The organism is Erythrobacter dokdonensis DSW-74 (assembly GCF_001677335.1).
Classification (GTDB): domain Bacteria; phylum Pseudomonadota; class Alphaproteobacteria; order Sphingomonadales; family Sphingomonadaceae; genus Erythrobacter; species Erythrobacter dokdonensis.
This window is the reverse complement of the sequence record NZ_LZYB01000008.1, coordinates 147,365-164,228: the sequence shown is the minus strand read 5'-3', so window position 1 is coordinate 164,228 and position 16,864 is coordinate 147,365. Positions and strand designations below refer to the sequence as shown.

Annotated in this window: 19 protein-coding genes; 6 read left to right on the top strand and 13 right to left on the bottom strand. The window is 65.5% G+C overall.

Features of this window, described 5'->3' with window-relative positions:
* Positions 1-60 precede the first annotated feature (60 nt).
* Positions 61-1,326: a threonine ammonia-lyase gene (locus I603_RS13060; protein ID WP_068865750.1), complete on the bottom strand. Its 1,266-nt coding sequence runs from the start codon at positions 1,324-1,326 to the stop codon at positions 61-63.
* Between the two features lie 134 nt (positions 1,327-1,460).
* On the opposite strand from I603_RS13060, the gene I603_RS13055 reads away from it, so the two are divergent.
* Complete coding sequence (locus I603_RS13055) at positions 1,461-2,369, top strand: NAD(P)-dependent oxidoreductase (protein WP_068865659.1); 909 nt, start codon at positions 1,461-1,463, stop codon at positions 2,367-2,369.
* A complete protein-coding gene (locus I603_RS13050) occupies positions 2,366-4,024 on the top strand; it encodes an amidohydrolase (RefSeq protein ID WP_407643895.1) in 1,659 nt (552 codons plus the stop codon). The genes I603_RS13055 and I603_RS13050 overlap by 4 nt, the downstream gene beginning before the upstream one ends.
* Here the strand turns inward: I603_RS13050 and tatC are convergent, their stop codons facing one another.
* The 9 genes from tatC to I603_RS13005 all read right to left on the bottom strand — a co-directional run bounded on the left by tatC (position 4,025) and on the right by I603_RS13005 (position 11,373).
* Positions 4,025-4,822, bottom strand: coding sequence for a twin-arginine translocase subunit TatC (gene tatC / locus I603_RS13045; RefSeq protein ID WP_068865658.1), 798 nt, complete (start codon positions 4,820-4,822; stop codon positions 4,025-4,027).
* The gene (gene tatB, locus I603_RS13040) at positions 4,815-5,165 is read right to left on the bottom strand and encodes a Sec-independent protein translocase protein TatB (RefSeq protein ID WP_068865657.1); all 351 of its coding nucleotides are present in this window, start codon (positions 5,163-5,165) and stop codon (positions 4,815-4,817) included. Before tatB ends, tatC begins: the two co-directional genes overlap by 8 nt.
* A 37-nt stretch (positions 5,166-5,202) precedes the next feature.
* Entirely contained in the window at positions 5,203-5,439 is a 237-nt protein-coding gene (gene tatA, locus I603_RS13035) for a twin-arginine translocase TatA/TatE family subunit (RefSeq protein WP_068865656.1), read from the bottom strand.
* Positions 5,440-5,533: 94 nt separating this feature from the next.
* Positions 5,534-6,151 (bottom strand): SMC-Scp complex subunit ScpB, encoded by a 618-nt coding sequence (gene scpB, locus I603_RS13030; protein ID WP_068865655.1) that lies wholly within the window; start codon positions 6,149-6,151, stop codon positions 5,534-5,536.
* Complete coding sequence (locus tag I603_RS13025; protein ID WP_068865654.1) at positions 6,148-6,939, bottom strand: segregation and condensation protein A; 792 nt, start codon at positions 6,937-6,939, stop codon at positions 6,148-6,150. The genes scpB and I603_RS13025 overlap by 4 nt, the downstream gene beginning before the upstream one ends.
* The gene (gene nagZ / locus I603_RS13020; RefSeq protein ID WP_068865653.1) at positions 6,936-7,958 is read right to left on the bottom strand and encodes a beta-N-acetylhexosaminidase; all 1,023 of its coding nucleotides are present in this window, start codon (positions 7,956-7,958) and stop codon (positions 6,936-6,938) included. Before nagZ ends, I603_RS13025 begins: the two co-directional genes overlap by 4 nt.
* A gap of 77 nt (positions 7,959-8,035) precedes the next feature.
* Complete coding sequence (locus I603_RS13015; RefSeq protein WP_068865652.1) at positions 8,036-8,716, bottom strand: SPOR domain-containing protein; 681 nt, start codon at positions 8,714-8,716, stop codon at positions 8,036-8,038.
* Between the two features lie 28 nt (positions 8,717-8,744).
* Entirely contained in the window at positions 8,745-10,493 is a 1,749-nt protein-coding gene (gene argS / locus I603_RS13010) for an arginine--tRNA ligase (RefSeq protein WP_068865651.1), read from the bottom strand.
* Positions 10,494-10,719: 226 nt separating this feature from the next.
* On the bottom strand, positions 10,720-11,373 hold the full coding sequence (locus tag I603_RS13005; protein ID WP_068865650.1) for a hypothetical protein: 654 nt from the start codon (positions 11,371-11,373) through the stop codon (positions 10,720-10,722).
* Between the two features lie 90 nt (positions 11,374-11,463).
* Between I603_RS13005 and ispH the strand changes: the two genes are divergently transcribed.
* Genes ispH through rnhA form a run of 3 tightly spaced genes read left to right on the top strand, consistent with a single transcriptional unit; the run spans position 11,464 to position 13,920 of the window.
* The gene (ispH, locus tag I603_RS13000) at positions 11,464-12,456 is read left to right on the top strand and encodes a 4-hydroxy-3-methylbut-2-enyl diphosphate reductase (RefSeq protein WP_068865649.1); all 993 of its coding nucleotides are present in this window, start codon (positions 11,464-11,466) and stop codon (positions 12,454-12,456) included.
* A gap of 22 nt (positions 12,457-12,478) precedes the next feature.
* On the top strand, positions 12,479-13,447 hold the full coding sequence (gene thrB / locus I603_RS12995) for a homoserine kinase (RefSeq protein ID WP_068865648.1): 969 nt from the start codon (positions 12,479-12,481) through the stop codon (positions 13,445-13,447).
* 29 nt (positions 13,448-13,476) lie between these two features.
* Positions 13,477-13,920: a ribonuclease HI gene (rnhA, locus tag I603_RS12990; protein WP_068865647.1), complete on the top strand. Its 444-nt coding sequence runs from the start codon at positions 13,477-13,479 to the stop codon at positions 13,918-13,920.
* 22 nt (positions 13,921-13,942) lie between these two features.
* Here the strand turns inward: rnhA and I603_RS12985 are convergent, their stop codons facing one another.
* The 3 genes from I603_RS12985 to I603_RS12975 all read right to left on the bottom strand — a co-directional run bounded on the left by I603_RS12985 (position 13,943) and on the right by I603_RS12975 (position 16,246).
* Complete coding sequence (locus I603_RS12985) at positions 13,943-14,119, bottom strand: YegP family protein (RefSeq protein ID WP_068865646.1); 177 nt, start codon at positions 14,117-14,119, stop codon at positions 13,943-13,945.
* A gap of 73 nt (positions 14,120-14,192) precedes the next feature.
* Positions 14,193-15,308 carry an NAD(P)/FAD-dependent oxidoreductase gene (locus tag I603_RS12980; RefSeq protein ID WP_068865645.1) on the bottom strand — a complete coding sequence of 372 codons (1,116 nt, stop codon included), beginning with the start codon at positions 15,306-15,308 and terminating at the stop codon, positions 14,193-14,195.
* Complete coding sequence (locus I603_RS12975; protein WP_232305393.1) at positions 15,305-16,246, bottom strand: alpha/beta fold hydrolase; 942 nt, start codon at positions 16,244-16,246, stop codon at positions 15,305-15,307. The genes I603_RS12980 and I603_RS12975 overlap by 4 nt, the downstream gene beginning before the upstream one ends.
* A 126-nt stretch (positions 16,247-16,372) precedes the next feature.
* Here I603_RS12975 and I603_RS12970 point away from each other — a divergent pair, with 126 nt between their 5' ends.
* Entirely contained in the window at positions 16,373-16,864 is a 492-nt protein-coding gene (locus I603_RS12970; RefSeq protein ID WP_068865644.1) for an A24 family peptidase, read from the top strand.

Genomic DNA, 16,864 nt, shown 5'->3' with positions numbered 1-16,864 from the left:
ACCCTGTCGCATCAACATGGGCCGGAATGGTGCAAAGGCGCCTTGCTGCGTCCGCCAGGATCAGCCCAGTTCGACCATCTGAACCGAATAGCCCTTGGCCCTCAGGCCTTCGACCAGCCGCTCGACCTGCTCCGCATCGCGCGCCTCGCATTCGATATCGGTGATAAGACCCTTGGCCGGCAGGGTGGTGAAGATGCGCTGGTGATAGATCTCGATGATGTTGACATTGTGCTCGTCGAACAGGCGCATCACCTTGAACAGCGCGCCCGGACGGTCCTGCAAGGTAATGCGCAGCCGCGCCAGGCGACCCTGCCTGGCAAGATCGCGCAGCAGCACGTTCGCGAGCAGGCGGGTATCGATATTGCCGCCGCACAGCACCAGCCCGATGCTCTTGCCCGCGAAGCGCGCGGGATTGCTGAGCACCGCCGCAAGGCCCGCCGCGCCCGCGCCTTCGACCACGGTCTTCTCTATCTGCAAAAGCAGCGCCACTGCCTTTTCCAGCGCAGGCTCATCGACCAGCAGGATGTCGTCGACGCGATCGGCGATCACCTGAGCGGTGAATTCGCCCGGCTTCTTGACCGCGATGCCTTCTGCCAGCGTATCGCCGCCGCACGGCAAGTTCTGGCCCTTGATCCGGTCGAACATGCTCGGGAACAGCGCGGCCTGCACGCCAACCACTTCCATCGCCGGATTGAGCGCCTTGGCGACCGTCGCCATGCCGGAAATCAGCCCCCCTCCGCCGATCGGAGTGACGATGCAATCGAGATCGCTCTTCACGTCGAACATCTCAAGCGCAACCGTGCCGGCGCCCGCGGCCACATGCGGATCATCGAAGGGATGGACGAAGGTCAGTCCCATCTCACCCTCCAGCCGGCGAGCGTGGGCGTAGGCCTCGTCGAATGTCTCGCCCTCCAGCACCACCTTGCCGCCGACACTTTCGGTCTGCATCACCTTCACCGTCGGTGTGGTGCGCGGCATGACGATGGTGACGGGCACGCCGAGCCGGGTGCCATGATAGGAAAGCCCCTGCGAATGGTTGCCCGCCGAAGCCGCGATCACACCGCGTGCGCGCTGTTCGTCCGTCAGCTGGAGCAAGGCATTCAGCGCGCCGCGTTCCTTGTAAGCAGCGGTGAACTGGAGATTCTCGAACTTCAGCCAGATGTCGGCGCCGGTGATCTCGGACAGGGTGATCGAATGCATCATCGGCGTTTCGACCACCGCGCCTGCTATGCGAGCAGCGGCGGCGCGCACGTCATCAAGGGTGAGATCGGCCGGGGTGGCGGCGGGCCGTACCGGCGAAGCGGCGGAGGTTGCAGGCGCAGTCATGATGCGCGCCGCGCTAGCCTTCCCCTGCGGCAAGGGCAATTCCAAACACATCCCCCCGCCCAAGAAATGCTTGCCTTGCCCCTGCCCCTCCTTTGCATTGGCACAGCGCGCAATTGCGATTAGGGCCTCGCGGCATGAGCGCACCGATCAGCATCGCCTTTATCGGGCTCGGGGTCATGGGAGGGCCGATGGCAGGCCACCTCGCCCGCGCCGGACACCGTGTCACCGCCTATAACCGCTCGCCTGAGCGCGCCGACAAATGGCGCGAAATCTGGGCGGCTGAAGGGCTGGACATTGCCTTCGCTCCAAGCCCGGCCGACAGTGCACCCGGTTCGGATATCGTGTTTACCTGCGTGGGTAACGATGAGGATCTGGCCGAAGTCACAACCGGCGAGGCGGGCGTGCTGGCATCCATGGCACCGGGCAGCCTGCTGGTCGATCATACCACCACTTCGGCGGACATGGCGCGAAGCCTGGCCCGATCCTGCGCTGCCAGGGGTATCGGATTCGTCGATGCCCCGGTCAGCGGCGGAGAGGCAGGCGCCGTCAACGGACAGCTCGCGATCATGTGCGGCGGCAGCGCTGACGACCTTGCCCGCGCGCGTCCGGTGATGGAAGCCTACGCCAAGGCCATTGTCCATGTCGGCGCTGCGGGCGCGGGACAGACCGCGAAGATGGCCAACCAGATGGCAATCGCGGGCGTGCTCGCGGGGCTTTCCGAAGCGGTGCGACTAGCGGAGGCGGCGGGGCTTGATGTCGACAGGACATACGAAGCCATTTCCGGCGGCGCTGCACAAAGCTGGCAGATGGACAACCGCTGGACGACGATGACAAAAGGCGAATTCGACTTCGGCTTCGCGGTCGACTGGATGCGCAAGGATCTGGGCTATGCGCTGGCCGAGGCGCGCAGGCTGGGCCTTGCCGCACCGGTTACCGCGCTGGTCGACCAGTTCTATGCCGACGTGCAGGCCGCAGGCGGCGGGCGCAAGGATACCAGCGCGCTCATCACCCGCCTGCCGCGCCGTGTTCCCGAGGAAGGATGATCATGCTTCGTCTCACGCTCAGAGCTGTTCTCGCCACCTCGCTTCTTGCTCTCGCCGCGCCTGCCCTGGCCGACACGCTGGTCGACAATGTCGACGGGGTGACCATCGACGCGGAAGGCAAGGTCCTACGCTTTACCGGCCTTGTATTCGACGATGACGGCAAGGTCGTGCAGGTGCTGGCGCGTGGCGAAGAGCGCCCACGGGTCGATTACCGCCTCGATGGCGAAGGGCGGGTGATGCTGCCCGGCATGATCGATGCCCATGTGCATGTCATGGATATCGGCTTTGCCGCGCTGACGCTGGACCTGTCGGACACGACCTCGCTCGAGGACGCACTGGCAAGGATCCGAACGTTTGCCGGGGAGAACCCGGGTCGCCCGTGGATCCTCGGACGTGGCTGGAACCAGGAGAAATGGGGCCTCGGGCGCTTTCCGACCGCTGCCGAGCTCGATGCCGTGGTGGCCGATCGTCCGGTGTGGCTCGAGCGCGCGGATAATCACGCCAAGTGGGCCAACAGCCTCGCAATCCAGACCGCCGGGGTGACTGCAAAAACGCCCGATCCGGCGGGCGGCAAGGTAATCCGCGATGCCAGAGGCAATCCTTCGGGTGTGTTCGTGGACAAGGCGATGGCGCTGATCGAGGAGGTCGTCCCCCCGCCCCGCCCCGAAGACCGTGATCTTGCCTTCGCCAAGGCGCAGGAAGTGCTGCTGGGCTACGGCGTGACGGCGGTTGCCGACATGGGCACCGAAATGGCCGACTGGACCACCTTCCGCCGCGCGGGCGATGCGGGGCGGCTGCAAATCCGCATCATGGCCTATGCCGACGGGTTCGAGACACTCGAACTTGTCGCCGGCTCCGGTCCCTCGCGATGGCTTTATGACGATCGCCTGCGCATGGGCGGGATCAAGCTCTATCTTGATGGTGCTCTGGGATCGCGCGGGGCGAGCCTGAAGGAGCCCTATCACGATGATCCGGGTGCGAAGGGCCTCCCGCTGCTCACGCCCGCACAGCTCAGAAACCTGATGAGTCGCGCCGCGATGGACAATTTCCAGACCGCCGTGCACGCTATCGGCGATGCCGCCAATGCCGAGGTGCTGGCTGCGGTCGAGGAACTGGCCGAGACCTATGACGGCGACCGGCGCTGGCGGATCGAACATGCGCAGATCGTCGATCCGGCAGACCTGCCGCTGCTAGGCAAGCATGGCGTGATCGCCTCGATGCAGCCGCTGCACCAGACCTCAGACCGGTTGATGGCCGAAGTGCGGCTGGGGCCGGACCGGCTCGAGGGCGCCTATCCTTGGCGCAGCGTGCTCAAGGTCGGCGGGCGCTTGGCCTTCGGCTCGGATGCGCCGGTGGAGCCGGCCGATCCCTTTGCCGGAATGGCCGCCGCAATCAGCCGCACCGATGCCAAGGGCGAGCCTTTCGGTGGATGGCTTCCGCAGGAGACGGTGAGCCGCGAGACGGCGCTGGCAGGGTTCACTGCCGATGCCGCTTTCGCCGGATTTGCCGAGGGCCGCTTCGGCAGGCTGGTGCCCGGCGAACGTGCCGATTTCCTGCTGGTCGACCGCGACCCGCTGTTCGCCTCGCCCGATGAAATCCGCCAGACCAAGATCATGCAGGTGTGGATCGGCGGGGTCAGGGTGCGCGGGGAGTAATTACTCCGCCGCCACCTGCTCGGCCTTGTCGGCTGCGCGCTCGGCTTCGACCTTGCGCTCCTGGAGCCGCATCAGCAGCAGCGAAATCTCGAACAGGAGAAGCAGCGGGAGGGCAAGTATGACCTGTGAACCGGGATCCGGCGGGGTGACAATCGCCGCGACCGCGAAGATGCCGACGATCACGTAACGCCGCGCCCCGGCCATCTGCGCGCGGGTGATGATCCCGGCACGGTGAAGCAGCAGCAGCAGCACCGGCAGCAGGAAAGTCATCCCGAAGGCGAGGATGAACTGCATCACGAGCCCCAGATATTCGCCCGCGCTCGGCAGGGCCTGTACCTGCAGGCCCCCCGCCTCGCCGCCAAAGCCGAGGAAGAAGCGGAACGCGGTCGGCATGACGACGAAATAGGCCAGCGCCGCACCACCTAGGAACAACACGGGGGTCGCAATCAGGAAGGGCAGGAAGGCGCGCTTCTCGCGCGCATAGAGCCCCGGCGCGACGAACGCCCAGAGCTGGTTGGCGATTACCGGGAAGCTGACCATGAAGCCCGCGAAAAGCGCGACCTTCAACTCGACGAAAAACACTTCCGGAAGCTTTGTGAAGATCAGCTGGCCTTCGCCCTGCGGGAAGGCCTGCTTCAGCGGCAGCACGAGAAAGCCCAGAATTTCGTCGGCGAAATAGAAACACGCCCCGAAGCCGACCGCGAGCGCCAGCAGCGAGCGGATGATCCGCGTGCGCAGCTCGATCAGGTGGTCGAGCAGAGGCGCGCGAGTCTCGTCGAGATCCTCGATCTCAAACATCGCCGCCGCCCTTTGGCGCGGAAACATCATCCTTGTCGGCGGACGGCGCGGCCTCTACCGGCGGCGGCCCCGTCATCACCGGTGCGCCTTCCTCCGCCTCGGTGAGGGCGGCGGAGCGGCGCATGATTTCCTCGTTCTGCGCCTTCCACTTCTTTTCCATGTCTTCAAGCTCGGCCTCGCGCACCATCGTGTCGATGCCGGAGCGGAAATGGGCCGAAACGCGCCGCGCCTTGCCGATCCAGCGCCCCGCCGTGCGCATGGCGAGCGGCAAATCCTTCGGCCCGATCACAATGACCGCGACGACGATGATAACCAGCAGTTCCGCAGCGCCGATGTCGAACATGGAAGGTGCGGACGCGCCGCCTCCTGTGGTGCGAGGATCAGTTGCCGGAGGTTTCGTTCTTGTCGGCTACCGAAGGGGTTTCGGCAGGTGCAGCCGGGGTCGCGGGCGGTTCGATCCGGCCCTTGGACGCAGGCTCGTCCGCCTCGTTCATGCCCTTCTTGAAGCTGGAGATGCCCTTGCCGAAATCGCCCATCATTTCCGAAATGCGCCCGCGCCCGAAGAGGACGAGGACAACCAGAGCGACGATGAGGATTTGCCAGATACCGATATTCATGGGGCGAGACTCTTGTTCGTGTGCACTCCCTATATAGGAGCCTTCACGGCGCTGCGCCACCCGCCTGTCTGATGTCGGTAAAGAAGCAGTATCGTCAGGACGCCTCGGAGCTTTCATCGTCCGCTTCGTCCGCTTCGTCCGGCTCGAAGCGCATCGCGGCTTCCATCGCCTCGTCGACCGGATCGAGCAGGCCGGCAGCACGCAGTTCGTCGATGCCGGGCAGGTCGCGGCGGGATTCGAGACCGAAATGGTCGAGGAATACGGGTGTGGTGGCATAGATCACCGGACGGCCCGGCACCTCGCGGCGGCCCGCGGGGCGCACCCACCCCGCTTCCATCAGCACGTCGAGCGTCCCCGCGCTGGTCTGCACGCCCCTGATCGATTCGATCTCTGCCCTGCTTACCGGCTCGTGATAGGCAATGATTGCAAGCACTTCGGTCGCGGCGCGGCTGAGACGGCGCACCTGCTCCTTCTCGCGCCGCAGCAGGTGGGCCAGATCAGGCGCGGTCTCGAAATGCCAGCGCCCGCCGCGTTCGACCAGATGCACGCCGCGGGCAATGTAGTGCGCCTGCAACGCGGCAAGCGCGGCGCGCACTTCGGCATGTTCCAGCACGCCGAGATGGGTCGCCAGCGCCTCCACCGTCATCGGCTCCTCGGCGGCGAACAGCGTCGCCTCGAGCGCACGTTCGAGCGTGGCCGGCTGGGTGTTCATGCTGATGTGCTGTCCTTCAGGCGGCGGATACGCAGAGGAGCGAAGGCGCCGTCCTGCTCCAGCTCCGCCCGCCCGCGTTTGGTAAGCTCCAGCGCCGCCACGAAGCTTGACGCCAGCGCCGAGCGCTTGAGTTCGGGGGAGGCATGGGGCGGGAGGAAATCGCGGATCTCCATCCATTCGAGCGTCACCCCGAGCATCGCCGACACCCGCTCCAGTGCCGAATCGAGCGTCATCACCGGGCGGTTGGCGACATGGTAGATGCGCGGTGCCGTGCGCGCCTTGACCTGTCCGTAAGCCTGGATCAGCGAAAACATGTCGCTGCGCCACACGATCTTGCGGTCGGTCCGAAGGCCCTCGGGCGCGCCCCGCAGGAACACATCGCGCCCGATCCGGTCGCGTGCCATCAGCCGCGCCGCCACCTCGCGCATCGCGCCCAGCCGCTGCAGGCGCAGTTGCAACCGAAGCGCGAGCTCTTCCGGCGAAGGATCTTCCTGCTCGTCCTTGGGCAGCAGCAGCGCAGATTTGAGATAGGCCAGCCACGCCGCCATCACGAGGTAGTCGGCGGCCAGTTCAAGCTTCAGTGCACCGGCCCGCTCGATATAGGTGAGATACTGGTCGACCAGCGCAAGGATCGAGATCTGCCTGAGATCGACCTTCTGCCGCCGCGCGAGATCGAGCAGCAGGTCGAGCGGCCCCTCCCACCCGTCAATCGCAAGATAGAGCGCATCGGCATCGGGCCGCGCGCTGTCCGACGGCGGGAACATGAAGGGCTGTGCACTATCGTTCATGCCGCAGCCCCGGCAAGCGCCAGCAGCGCATCGCGCTTGGCAAGCAAGTCTTCCGCTTCAGGCGCGAGCGCAGGTGCGATCCGGGTGCCTGCCAGTGCTGCATCAAGTCGCGCGGCAGTAACCTGGGACATGGCAGGCAGCACGTTACAGATACCTTCCATGTCCTCCATTTTCGCCCAGCAATTCAATATTATGTCGCATCCTGCTGCATGGGCGCGCGCCGCGCGCACGGGAATCCCGCCGCCCAATGCCTCCATATCGATATCGTCGGTCAGCAGCAGGCCGTCAAAGCCGATGGCCCCCCGGATCACCTCGCGGATCACGGTTGGCGACAGGGTGGCGGGGTTTTCGGCATCCCATGCAGTAAACACAAGGTGCCCCGTCATGCCGATCTTCGCATGGTTGAGCGCGCGGAACGGCGCGAGATCGGCTTCCAGTTCCTCGGCGCTCGCGGTGACCGTCGGCAAGGACTTGTGCGTATCGACATCGCTGCGCCCGTGCCCGGGCATGTGCTTGATGCAGCCGGTCACGCCCCCCGCGCCCAGCCCCTCAAGGATGGCTCGCCCGATCGCGGCGACCTGCATCGGCTCCGGCCCGAGAGCACGGTCGCCGATCACATCATGCGCGCCCGGCACGCGCAGATCGAGCGGCGGGTGATAATCGACCGTTATCCCCATGGCCGACAGCTCCAGCGCCATGGCTGTCGCATTGGCGCGTGCCGCCTCGATGGCGCTGGCAGGAGCAAGATCGTACAGCTTCGCGAAGGCATCGCCGCAAGGATAGGCAGCCCAGTGCGGCGGGCGCAGGCGGGCCACTCGCCCGCCCTCCTGATCGATCGAGACCAGCAGCCCATCGCGCCCGTGGATGCTGCGCAGATCATCGGTCAGCGCGCGCAATTGCTGCGGGTCGATGCAGTTGCGACCGAACAGGATGTAGCCCGCCGGATCGGCCTCGCGAAAGAAGTCGCGTTCGTCGGCCGTAAGGTGCGGGCCGCTCAAACCGAAGATCGCCGGAATCATCCGTGCAGGTTTGCAGGCAAGTCCGCCTCAGGCAAGCGCGCCGACCATCCGCAACGGGGAAAACGGCGACGTGCGCGCTATTTGACCTGGCAGTCGAGCCCGTCGGACTTGAGCGCCGCGCACAGCGCCTCCGCCTCCGCCCGGGTCGCGGCGATGGCCTGGAGGCGATAGACGGTGCCGATATCGACCTTGCCCTCGACCACGCGGTGCCGGATACCGGCAAGCACATCGGTGCGGCGCGACAGTTCGCTCCACCCCTGCTCGGCCCGTGCGCGCGAGGAATAGGCGGCGAGTTGCACGCCGACACCCGACATGTCCGCCGCTGGCGCGGGTGCTGGCGCAGCCGACGGACTGGCCGACGGTTCGGGCTTGGGCGCGGGGGCGCTATCCTTGCTGGCCACCACCGCCTCGCGCGTCCCGCCCTCGCCAACCACCGGCGCGACATTGCCCGTGCCGGCGAAGGTCTTGCCGCCAGGATCCTCGGGCCGTTCCTTGATCGGGCCTTCGGGAGCTTCGATCACGCTGCCGTCGGCAACCGCCTCGCTTCCGGTCGCCCGGTTCGAGACATACCAGACCGCTCCGACCACCGCGGCCAGAAGCACCAGCAGCAAGGCGAGAAAGCCAAGGATCTGAGCGATATCGAGCCCGCCGGAGTCCTCGTCCTCCTCGTCGGATTCGAGCCACGGCAGGTTGTCGGTATCGGCAAGGTCTAGCTCGCCGTCACCTTCGTCCAGTTCCTCGTATTCGGCGTCGATCATGACGAAACCTTCTACCCTTCCCCGGCGGTCACATCGTCTCGACGGCCTCGACACCGAGCACGCCAAGACCGCCCCGGATCACTTGCCCGATTGCATCGGCAAGGAAAAGCCTCGCGGCGGTAAGGCCTGCATCCTGTTCCACGATGAAGCGTTTTTCGGGCCGGTCATTACCAAGGTTCCAGAAGGAATGAAGGTCAGCCGCCAGATCATAGAGATAGAAGGCAACCCGGTGCGGCTCACGCGCGCGCGCCGCAGCCTCGATCTCGCGCGGGAACTGCGCGGCGCGGGCAACCAGCGCCAGTTCCTCCGGGCCAAGCCGGTCAAGCGCGGCATCGGACGGGGTCAGCCCCATGTCGGCGGCCTTGCGCAAGGTCGAGCGGATACGGGCATGCGCATATTGCACATAGAAAACCGGATTGTCCTTCGAGGCTTCAACCACCTTGTCGAAGTCGAAATCCATCTGCGCATCAGGCTTGCGGGTGAGCATGGTGAAGCGCACCACGTCCTTGCCCACCATCTCGACGACATCGGCGAGGGTAACGAAGTTTCCCGCACGCTTCGACATCTTGAAGGGCTGGCCGCCCTTCATGAGCTGCACCATCTGGACGAGCTTGACCTCGAAAGGTTTGGGCTCGCCCCCGTCGGCGCTGGTCAGCGCGGCGACCGCGGCCTTGATCCGCTTGACCGTGCCCGCATGATCCGCGCCCCAGATATCCACCAGAGCATCGGCATCTTGCGCCTTCTGGAAGTGGTAGGCGAGGTCTGCGCCGAAATAGGTCCACGCGCCGTTCGACTTCTTGATCGGGCGATCCTGATCGTCACCGAACCTCGTGGAACGGAACAGCGGGAGTTCCACCGGCTCCCAGTCCTCGGGCGGGGCCTTGCCCTTGGGGGCTTCGAGAACGCCGTCATAGACGAGATCGTGGTCGCGCAGCCACTTCTCCGCTGCATCGACCTTGCCCGAGGCCTGCAATTCGGCCTCCGAGGAGAACAGGTCGTGCCGGATACCGAGCTGGGCGAGATCGGCGCGGATCATGTCCATCATCGCCGCGACGGCGCGGGTGCGGAACAGCACCAGCCATTCGCTTTCGGGCGCAGCGGCGTAACGGTCACCGAATTCGGCGGCGAGCGCCTCGCCTACGGGCACGAGGTAGTCACCGGGATAAAGCCCCTCGGGAATGGTGATGCTTTCTCCCAGCGCCTCGCGGTAGCGCATGTGCACCGAGCGGGCGAGCACATCGACCTGCGCGCCGGCATCATTCACGTAGTATTCCCGGATGACCCTGTGGCCGGCAAACTCCAGCAGCGAGGACAGCGCATCGCCCACCACCGCGCCGCGACAGTGCCCCATATGCATGGGCCCGGTCGGGTTGGCCGAGACATATTCGACATTGACCACCCGGCCGCCCCCCATCGCAGAGCGACCGTACTCCGCGCCGAGCCTTGCAATGGCACGCAATTCATCGAGCCAGATTTCAGGTGCGAGACGTAGATTGATGAAGCCCGGCCCTGCGATGTCGACGCTGGTGATGGAGGGAAGTTTCGCCAGCTTGGCGGTGATAGCTTCAGCCAGGGCACGCGGGTTCATCCCTGCCGCTTTCGCCAGCACCATCGCCGCGTTGGTCGCAAGGTCGCCATGCGCGGGATCGCGTGGCGGCTCCAGGGTGACATTGGCAAGGGAGGTGCCGGCGGGCAGCACGCCCTCGCCGACCAGTTCGGTCAGCACGCTTTCTATCAGTGCCGCATAGGCGGCATAAAGGGTTTTGGTTTGGGTCATCGGTTTCTCGTGCGCTGTGCGCGATTATTCGCGCGTGCAAAGAAGGAAGCGGGGTTCCGGGTCAAGCCCGGGAAGGCGATAAAGGATGGCAACGTCTGCAACTGCGTTCGGGCAACCGGCGCGGTGCCACAGGCACCGCAAGGCCGAACGGCCGCCCGCAGGTACCCTTCCCAAAGTGACGGAACGGCACCGAGGACAAAGGCGCACAGGCGCCTTCGCAACAAGATCAGCGCGTCACGTTGTACGCCAGCTGGTCCTCGGTCAGCTGGAAACCGACCAGCATCTCGAATCGGGTGCGGGCAATGGCCGCCTTGACTTCGGGATCGGCCAGCGGATCGAGCGCCGCGTCGACTTCGCCCGGACGTCGTCGTCGGGTAATCTTCTCGCGGATGTCCTCAGGCAGAGCGGCATCGGCGCGGTTCACGAACGCGCCGGCCTTGCCGGTCGCCACCGCGCGGTCCTGCCCGTCCCCAAAGGTTAGCGTGACTTCGCCGATCCGCTTGCTCACCACAGCGCTTCCGCCGCGCAGCACGGTGACGAAATAGGGAAGCGTCACCGTACGGGCGCCACGTGCATCCGCGCGCCGGGCATGCACCTCGAACACGGCTTCGCTGTAGACCTGCGCTCCGCTGTCGTTGCAGGTCGAGCGCATGTTGGTGATCGCAGCGCTGACATCGAGGCTGGCTGTGCTGCGATCGGTTCCGGAACGGAAGGTGGTGACATCCCCGGTGTAATCGGGAATGCCCACCGCCGGGCAGGTACTCAGGACCGAGGTGATACCGACGCCCTGATCGAGCACCAGTTCACCTTCGCCAGCGCAGCCTGACAGCGTTGCCGCCACAGCGGCAAGAACGGGAAGGGCGCGGGTGCGGAAAATCATCAAATGGCCGTCCTCGAAATCCGGTTCCAGTTGCGCAAATGCGCAAGCACGCCCTAGCGAGACGCATCGCAAAGCGCTAGAGGAAGTGACATGAACGCGCCCTTTCCCCCTTCCGAAGTCGCCGCGAGCGACGCGACCATCGCCAGCCGCCCTGTACTCAACCTGCTGATCGCCGCCCCGCGCGGCTTCTGCGCAGGGGTGGACCGGGCCATCGAAATCGTCGAGCGCGCGCTCGAACGCTATGGCAAACCGGTCTATGTCCGTCACGAGATCGTCCACAACAAATACGTCGTCGAAGGACTGAAGGCCAAGGGCGCGATCTTCGTCGAGGAACTCGATGAAGTACCTGACGATGCCCCGGTGGTGTTCAGCGCCCATGGCGTGCCCAAGGCAGTCCCGGCCGAGGCCAAGCGGCGCAAGCTGCTCTATGTCGATGCCACCTGCCCGCTGGTGAGCAAGGTCCACCGCCAGGCCGAGCGCCAGATCGAAAAGGGCCGCCACATCATCTTCATCGGCCACGAAGGCCATCCCGAAGTGATCGGCACCATGGGCCAGGTCGAAGACGGGCAGATGACGCTGGTCGAGACGATCGAGGATGTCGACAAGCTGCCGTTCGATGCAGATGAAGAACTGGCCTACCTCACCCAGACCACGCTTTCGGTTGACGACACGCGCGAGGTTATCGAGGCGCTCGAATGGCGCTATCCGAATATCAAGGGGCCGCGCGCGGAGGATATCTGTTACGCCACCTCCAATCGTCAGGCGGCGGTCAAGGAACTGGCGCATGACTGCGATCTGGTGCTGGTAATCGGCGCGCCCAATTCCTCGAACTCGCTGCGGCTGGTCGAGGTATCGGAGCGGCTCGGAACGCCCGCCAAGCTGATCCAGCGTGCCGAGGAAATCGACTTCGCCTGGCTCGACGGGGTCACGACCCTTGGTCTGACAGCGGGCGCATCGGCGCCCGAAATCCTCGTGCGCGAAGTGGTCGCGGCGCTGGCGAGCTATCGCCCGATCAGCGAGAAGACCATTACCGCTGCGGAAGAAAAGATGGTGTTCAAGCTGCCCCGGCAGCTTACCGAATAGGCTCGCCGGGCCGCGCGCGAAGATGGCGGTCTACACGCATCTCGGAGCCGAAGATCTGGCCCGGCTGATCTCGCACTATGACGTAGGCGAGCTCGTGTCGGCCAAGGGCATTGCCGAGGGCGTGTCCAATTCGAACTGGCTGGTGGAGACGACGGGCAAGGACGGTGCCGGCGCGCGCTTCATTCTTACGCTTTACGAGCGGCGGATCGACTATGCCGACCTGCCCTATTTCCTCGGATTACTCGATCACCTCGCTGACAAGGGCTGCCCGGTGCCGCGCACCATACATGACCGCGAAGGCGCCGCTTTCCGCATGGAGCACGGCAAGGCGGCGGCCCTGATCGAGTTCCTGCCCGGCGTGTCTCCCGGACGGCCAACGGCAACGCAGGCCCGCAGCATCGGTGCGGTGCTGGCGCAAATGCATCTGGCTGCGAGCGACTATCCGCTGACCCGCGCCAACGCGATGGATTTTGCCGCCAGCACCGCGATCCTCGAGCTGTGCGGGGCCGAACGTTTGGCGACCATTGATCCCGGCCTGCCGGAGATGCTGGCCCATGCGCGCGCCGCTGCGGCGCTGGATTTGTCCGGCCTGCCGCAATCGCAGACACACACCGACCTGTTCCCTGACAATGTGCTGATGCGCGGCAATGCGGTAACCGGCCTCATCGATTTCTACTTCGCCTGCACCGGGCCGACCCTGCTTGACCTGGCGGTGACGCACGCGGCGTGGTGTTTCGATGCCGACAACCGCTATCGCGCCGATTGCGGCGCGGCGCTGGTCGAAGGCTATGAAAGCGTCCGGCCGCTCGAACCGGCGGAGCGCGCGCTGTTTGCCGATGTCGCCAAGGGTGCCTGCCTGCGGTTTGTCGCATCCCGCGCCGAAGACTGGCTCGACACGCCCGATGATGCGCTGGTGACCCGCAAGGATCCGATGCAGTTCGTGAAGCGCTGGCGATTTTATGACGAGGCAGGCGATGGTCTGCTTGCCTGAAAGGCCTGCAGCGCTTTAGGGCTTAGCCGATGAAACAGGTCGAAATCTTCACCGACGGCGCGTGCAAGGGCAATCCCGGCCCCGGCGGCTGGGGCGTTCTGCTAAGGATGGGACGCCATGAGAAGGAAATGTCGGGCGGCGAGGCTGAGACAACCAACAACCGAATGGAACTGACCGCAGCCATTCGCGGTCTCAACGCCCTGATCGAGCCTTGCGCGGTGGAGCTTTATTCCGACAGCAAATACGTGCTCGACGGGATGCAGAAATGGATCCACGGTTGGCAGCGCAACGGCTGGGTCAATGCCAGCAAGAAGCCGGTTCGCAATGCCGATCTGTGGCACGACCTGATCGAGGCCGCCCGGCCTCACCATGTCACCTGGCACTGGGTGCGCGGGCATAACGGGCACCCGGAAAACGAGCGGGTCGATGCCCTCGCCAGCGCCGAGGCAGAGCGGATTGCGGCGGGAGGTTAGGTCCCCCGCCGCCTCGCCGAATTCAGCTGTTGTCTTCGACCGGCGCTTCGGGGCCGTTCTTCTTGATCGAGTCGATCGCGTTCTGCGCGCTGGACTTGCTCGAATAGCCCTGCGTCGAGAACATCACTTCCGAATTGTACTTGAAGCGCACGCGGAACTCGCCTGCGTTGTCTTTGTAGATTTCGAACTTGTGCGCCATGTCGGCCCCTCCTGATCTGGCGTGGTTCACAATGCGACCACGTCGCTAACCATACAGATCGAACCGCGCTTGGCTAGGCCGTGCGTAGCTTGTTTTCGTGATGGAAGCGGGCAGGCGAATAGGCGGCCGGATCGATGTTTCGCGTCATTGCGTCCCGCCCTTGCCCAAGGGCCAGCTGCGCGCCCAATCGGGCAGCGGCCGGGGCCGTCTGGATTCCGAACCCTCCCTGCCCTGCAAACCAGAAGAAGCTCCCGTCTGCAGGATCGGCCCCGTAAACCGGCAGCCGGTCAGGCGCAAAACTCCGCAGGCCTGCCCAACGCCGCTCGACCGCTTCAATGCGCCAGCTGGTCGCCTGTTCGAAGCGGTCGATCGCGATCGCGACGTCCAGTTCCTCGGGTGCGGCATCGCCGGCCTCGGCGGGGATCTCGTCATGCGGGCTGAGCCACAAGCGGCCATTGTCGGGCTTGAAATAGAAGTGGCCGTTGATGTCGAGCACGAGCGGCAGATCGGCAGGGGCCGGCGGATCGACCCTCAATTGCACCACCGTGCGGCGCAGCGGCCGGATATCGAGCGGGGCGATCCCCGCCAGAGCGGCCACCGGATCGGCCCAGGCACCTGCCGCGTTGACAATCTTCGACGCGCGATATTCGCCCCCCGCTTCGGTCACGATCCGCCAGCCGCCCGGCTCCCGCACCAGAGCTGCCACCTGCGCACGGCACACCAGTTCCACCCCGCTCCGGCGCGCCTGCCCCAGATAATGCTGGTGCAACCCGGCCACGTCGATATCGGCACAGGCCGGTTCGTGGATCGCCTCGCACCATCCGGACCGCAGCCCCGGCACGCGCGGTTCGATCGCCGCGCGGTCAAGCCGCTCAATGGTCACCCCCGTGCCCGCGAAAGTAGCGACGAAGGCATCCATTGCGGCGCGATCCGAAGCGCGCCCGAGATGAAGCGCGCCGCGCGTGGTCAGAAACCCATGATCGCGCAGGTAGGGCCCCGAGGCGAGCGTCAGCGGCACCACGCCCGGCCCGCCGTAGCACTCGTCCCAGAACGCAGCAGAACGCCCCGTGGCATGATAGCCCGGCGCATCCTCGGCTTCGAGCAACAGGACCCGGGCCTCGCTGGCCAGTTCGGCCGCAATGCTCGCCCCGGCCATTCCGGCCCCGATTACCGCGAAATCATAAGTCATGCCGCAGGCACCACGCGGTCGAGAAAATCGGCAATCGCCGCCATTGCCCGGTCCCGCACGGGATCGACCTCGCGCAGTATCTCGTGATGGGCCTCGGCCCCGAACGCGACCATCTCGCCCCTGGGCAGGCGCCGCGCGGCGCGCAGGTTGGCGGGATGGCTCACCAGCTTGTCGGAACTGGTCGAGAGGATCAGCACCGGCACGTCGACCTGCTCCAGCACGCCGGCCCGCTCCAGTCCGCGGGCCGAGGCATAGGCCTGTTCGACCCAGCGCCAGCTCGCCGGACCCATGACCAGTTCGGGCCGGTGGTCGCGCCACCATTGCTCGTCGGCGTAGCGATCGGGGTCATGGGTGAGAAGGTTCGCGCGCGCTGCCGGGAGTTCCCCCGGCTTTTCGCTCCACTTCCACGCCTGCCGCGCAGGATCGCCGACCACCGTCATCAGCCGTGCAACGGTATGCAGCACCCCAAGCGGCAGCGGCGGGCCGTTGACGCCGAGCATCGGCGCGGACAGCACCACCGCATCGGGGGCGACGCGCCGTTCCGCCAGAGCGCGCATCACCAGATGCCCTCCCATCGAATGGCCCGCGAGCACATGCGGCCCAGGCGTTTCGGCAACCCAGCTTTCCCAGAAGTGGGCCAGATCATCGATCCAGATGGAGAAATCCTCGATATGGCCGGTGACCGCGTCCTTGCCGAGCCGCCCGGAGCCGGCCTGCCCGCGCCAGTCGGCCGCCGTGACCCGCCAGCCGGCACGGTGCCACTGTTCCAGCGTTTCGAGATATTTCTCGTAATTGTCGCCCCGTCCGGGGAGGAACAGGATCGCGCCGCGGACTTGCCCGTCAGCGCTCGGCCAGTCGATCCGGCGCAATTCATGGCCATCGGCGGCGCGCCAGATGCTCTCGCGCGCAGCGGGGGGAATGGCCCGGCGGTCGATCACCGCATCGTCGGTCTTTTCGTGAATCTGGAGCCTCCGAGCTTGGTTACTTTTTGGTAAGCAAACACCTGTAGCACCGTCCCGAAGCAGGACTGTCCGCACCACGCGCACGGTTACTTCGGGGGCACGATGTTGATGATGACCATTCACTACGGGCTGCTGGTTGCCTTGGCAATCGCGCTGGTTTTCGCGGCATTCACCGATATCCGCAGGCGCCAGATCGACAACTGGCTGAACGGCGCGATCGCACTGGGCGCGCCGCTGTTCTGGTGGTCGAGCGGCCTGTCGCTGTGGCCGGATGTTGCGATCCAGATTGGCGTGGCCGCGGCCGCATTCGCTTTGCTGGCAGGCCTGTTCGCGCTCAAGATGATGGGCGGAGGGGACGTCAAGCTCCTGACAGTTCTGGCCCTTTGGGTGCGCCCCGAGATTTTCATCCAGCTGCTGGTGATCATGGCGCTCGCCGGCGGAGTCCTGACCATCGCGATGGGCATGTGGCACGTGATGCGCCGCCAGCGCGAGCGCCTGGCCATACCCTATGGCGTGGCCATCGCTTTCGGGGGGCTCTGGGTGCTCGCCGTCAACTACCTTCCCGCCGCCGCAATGGCAGCGCCAACGCCGTGA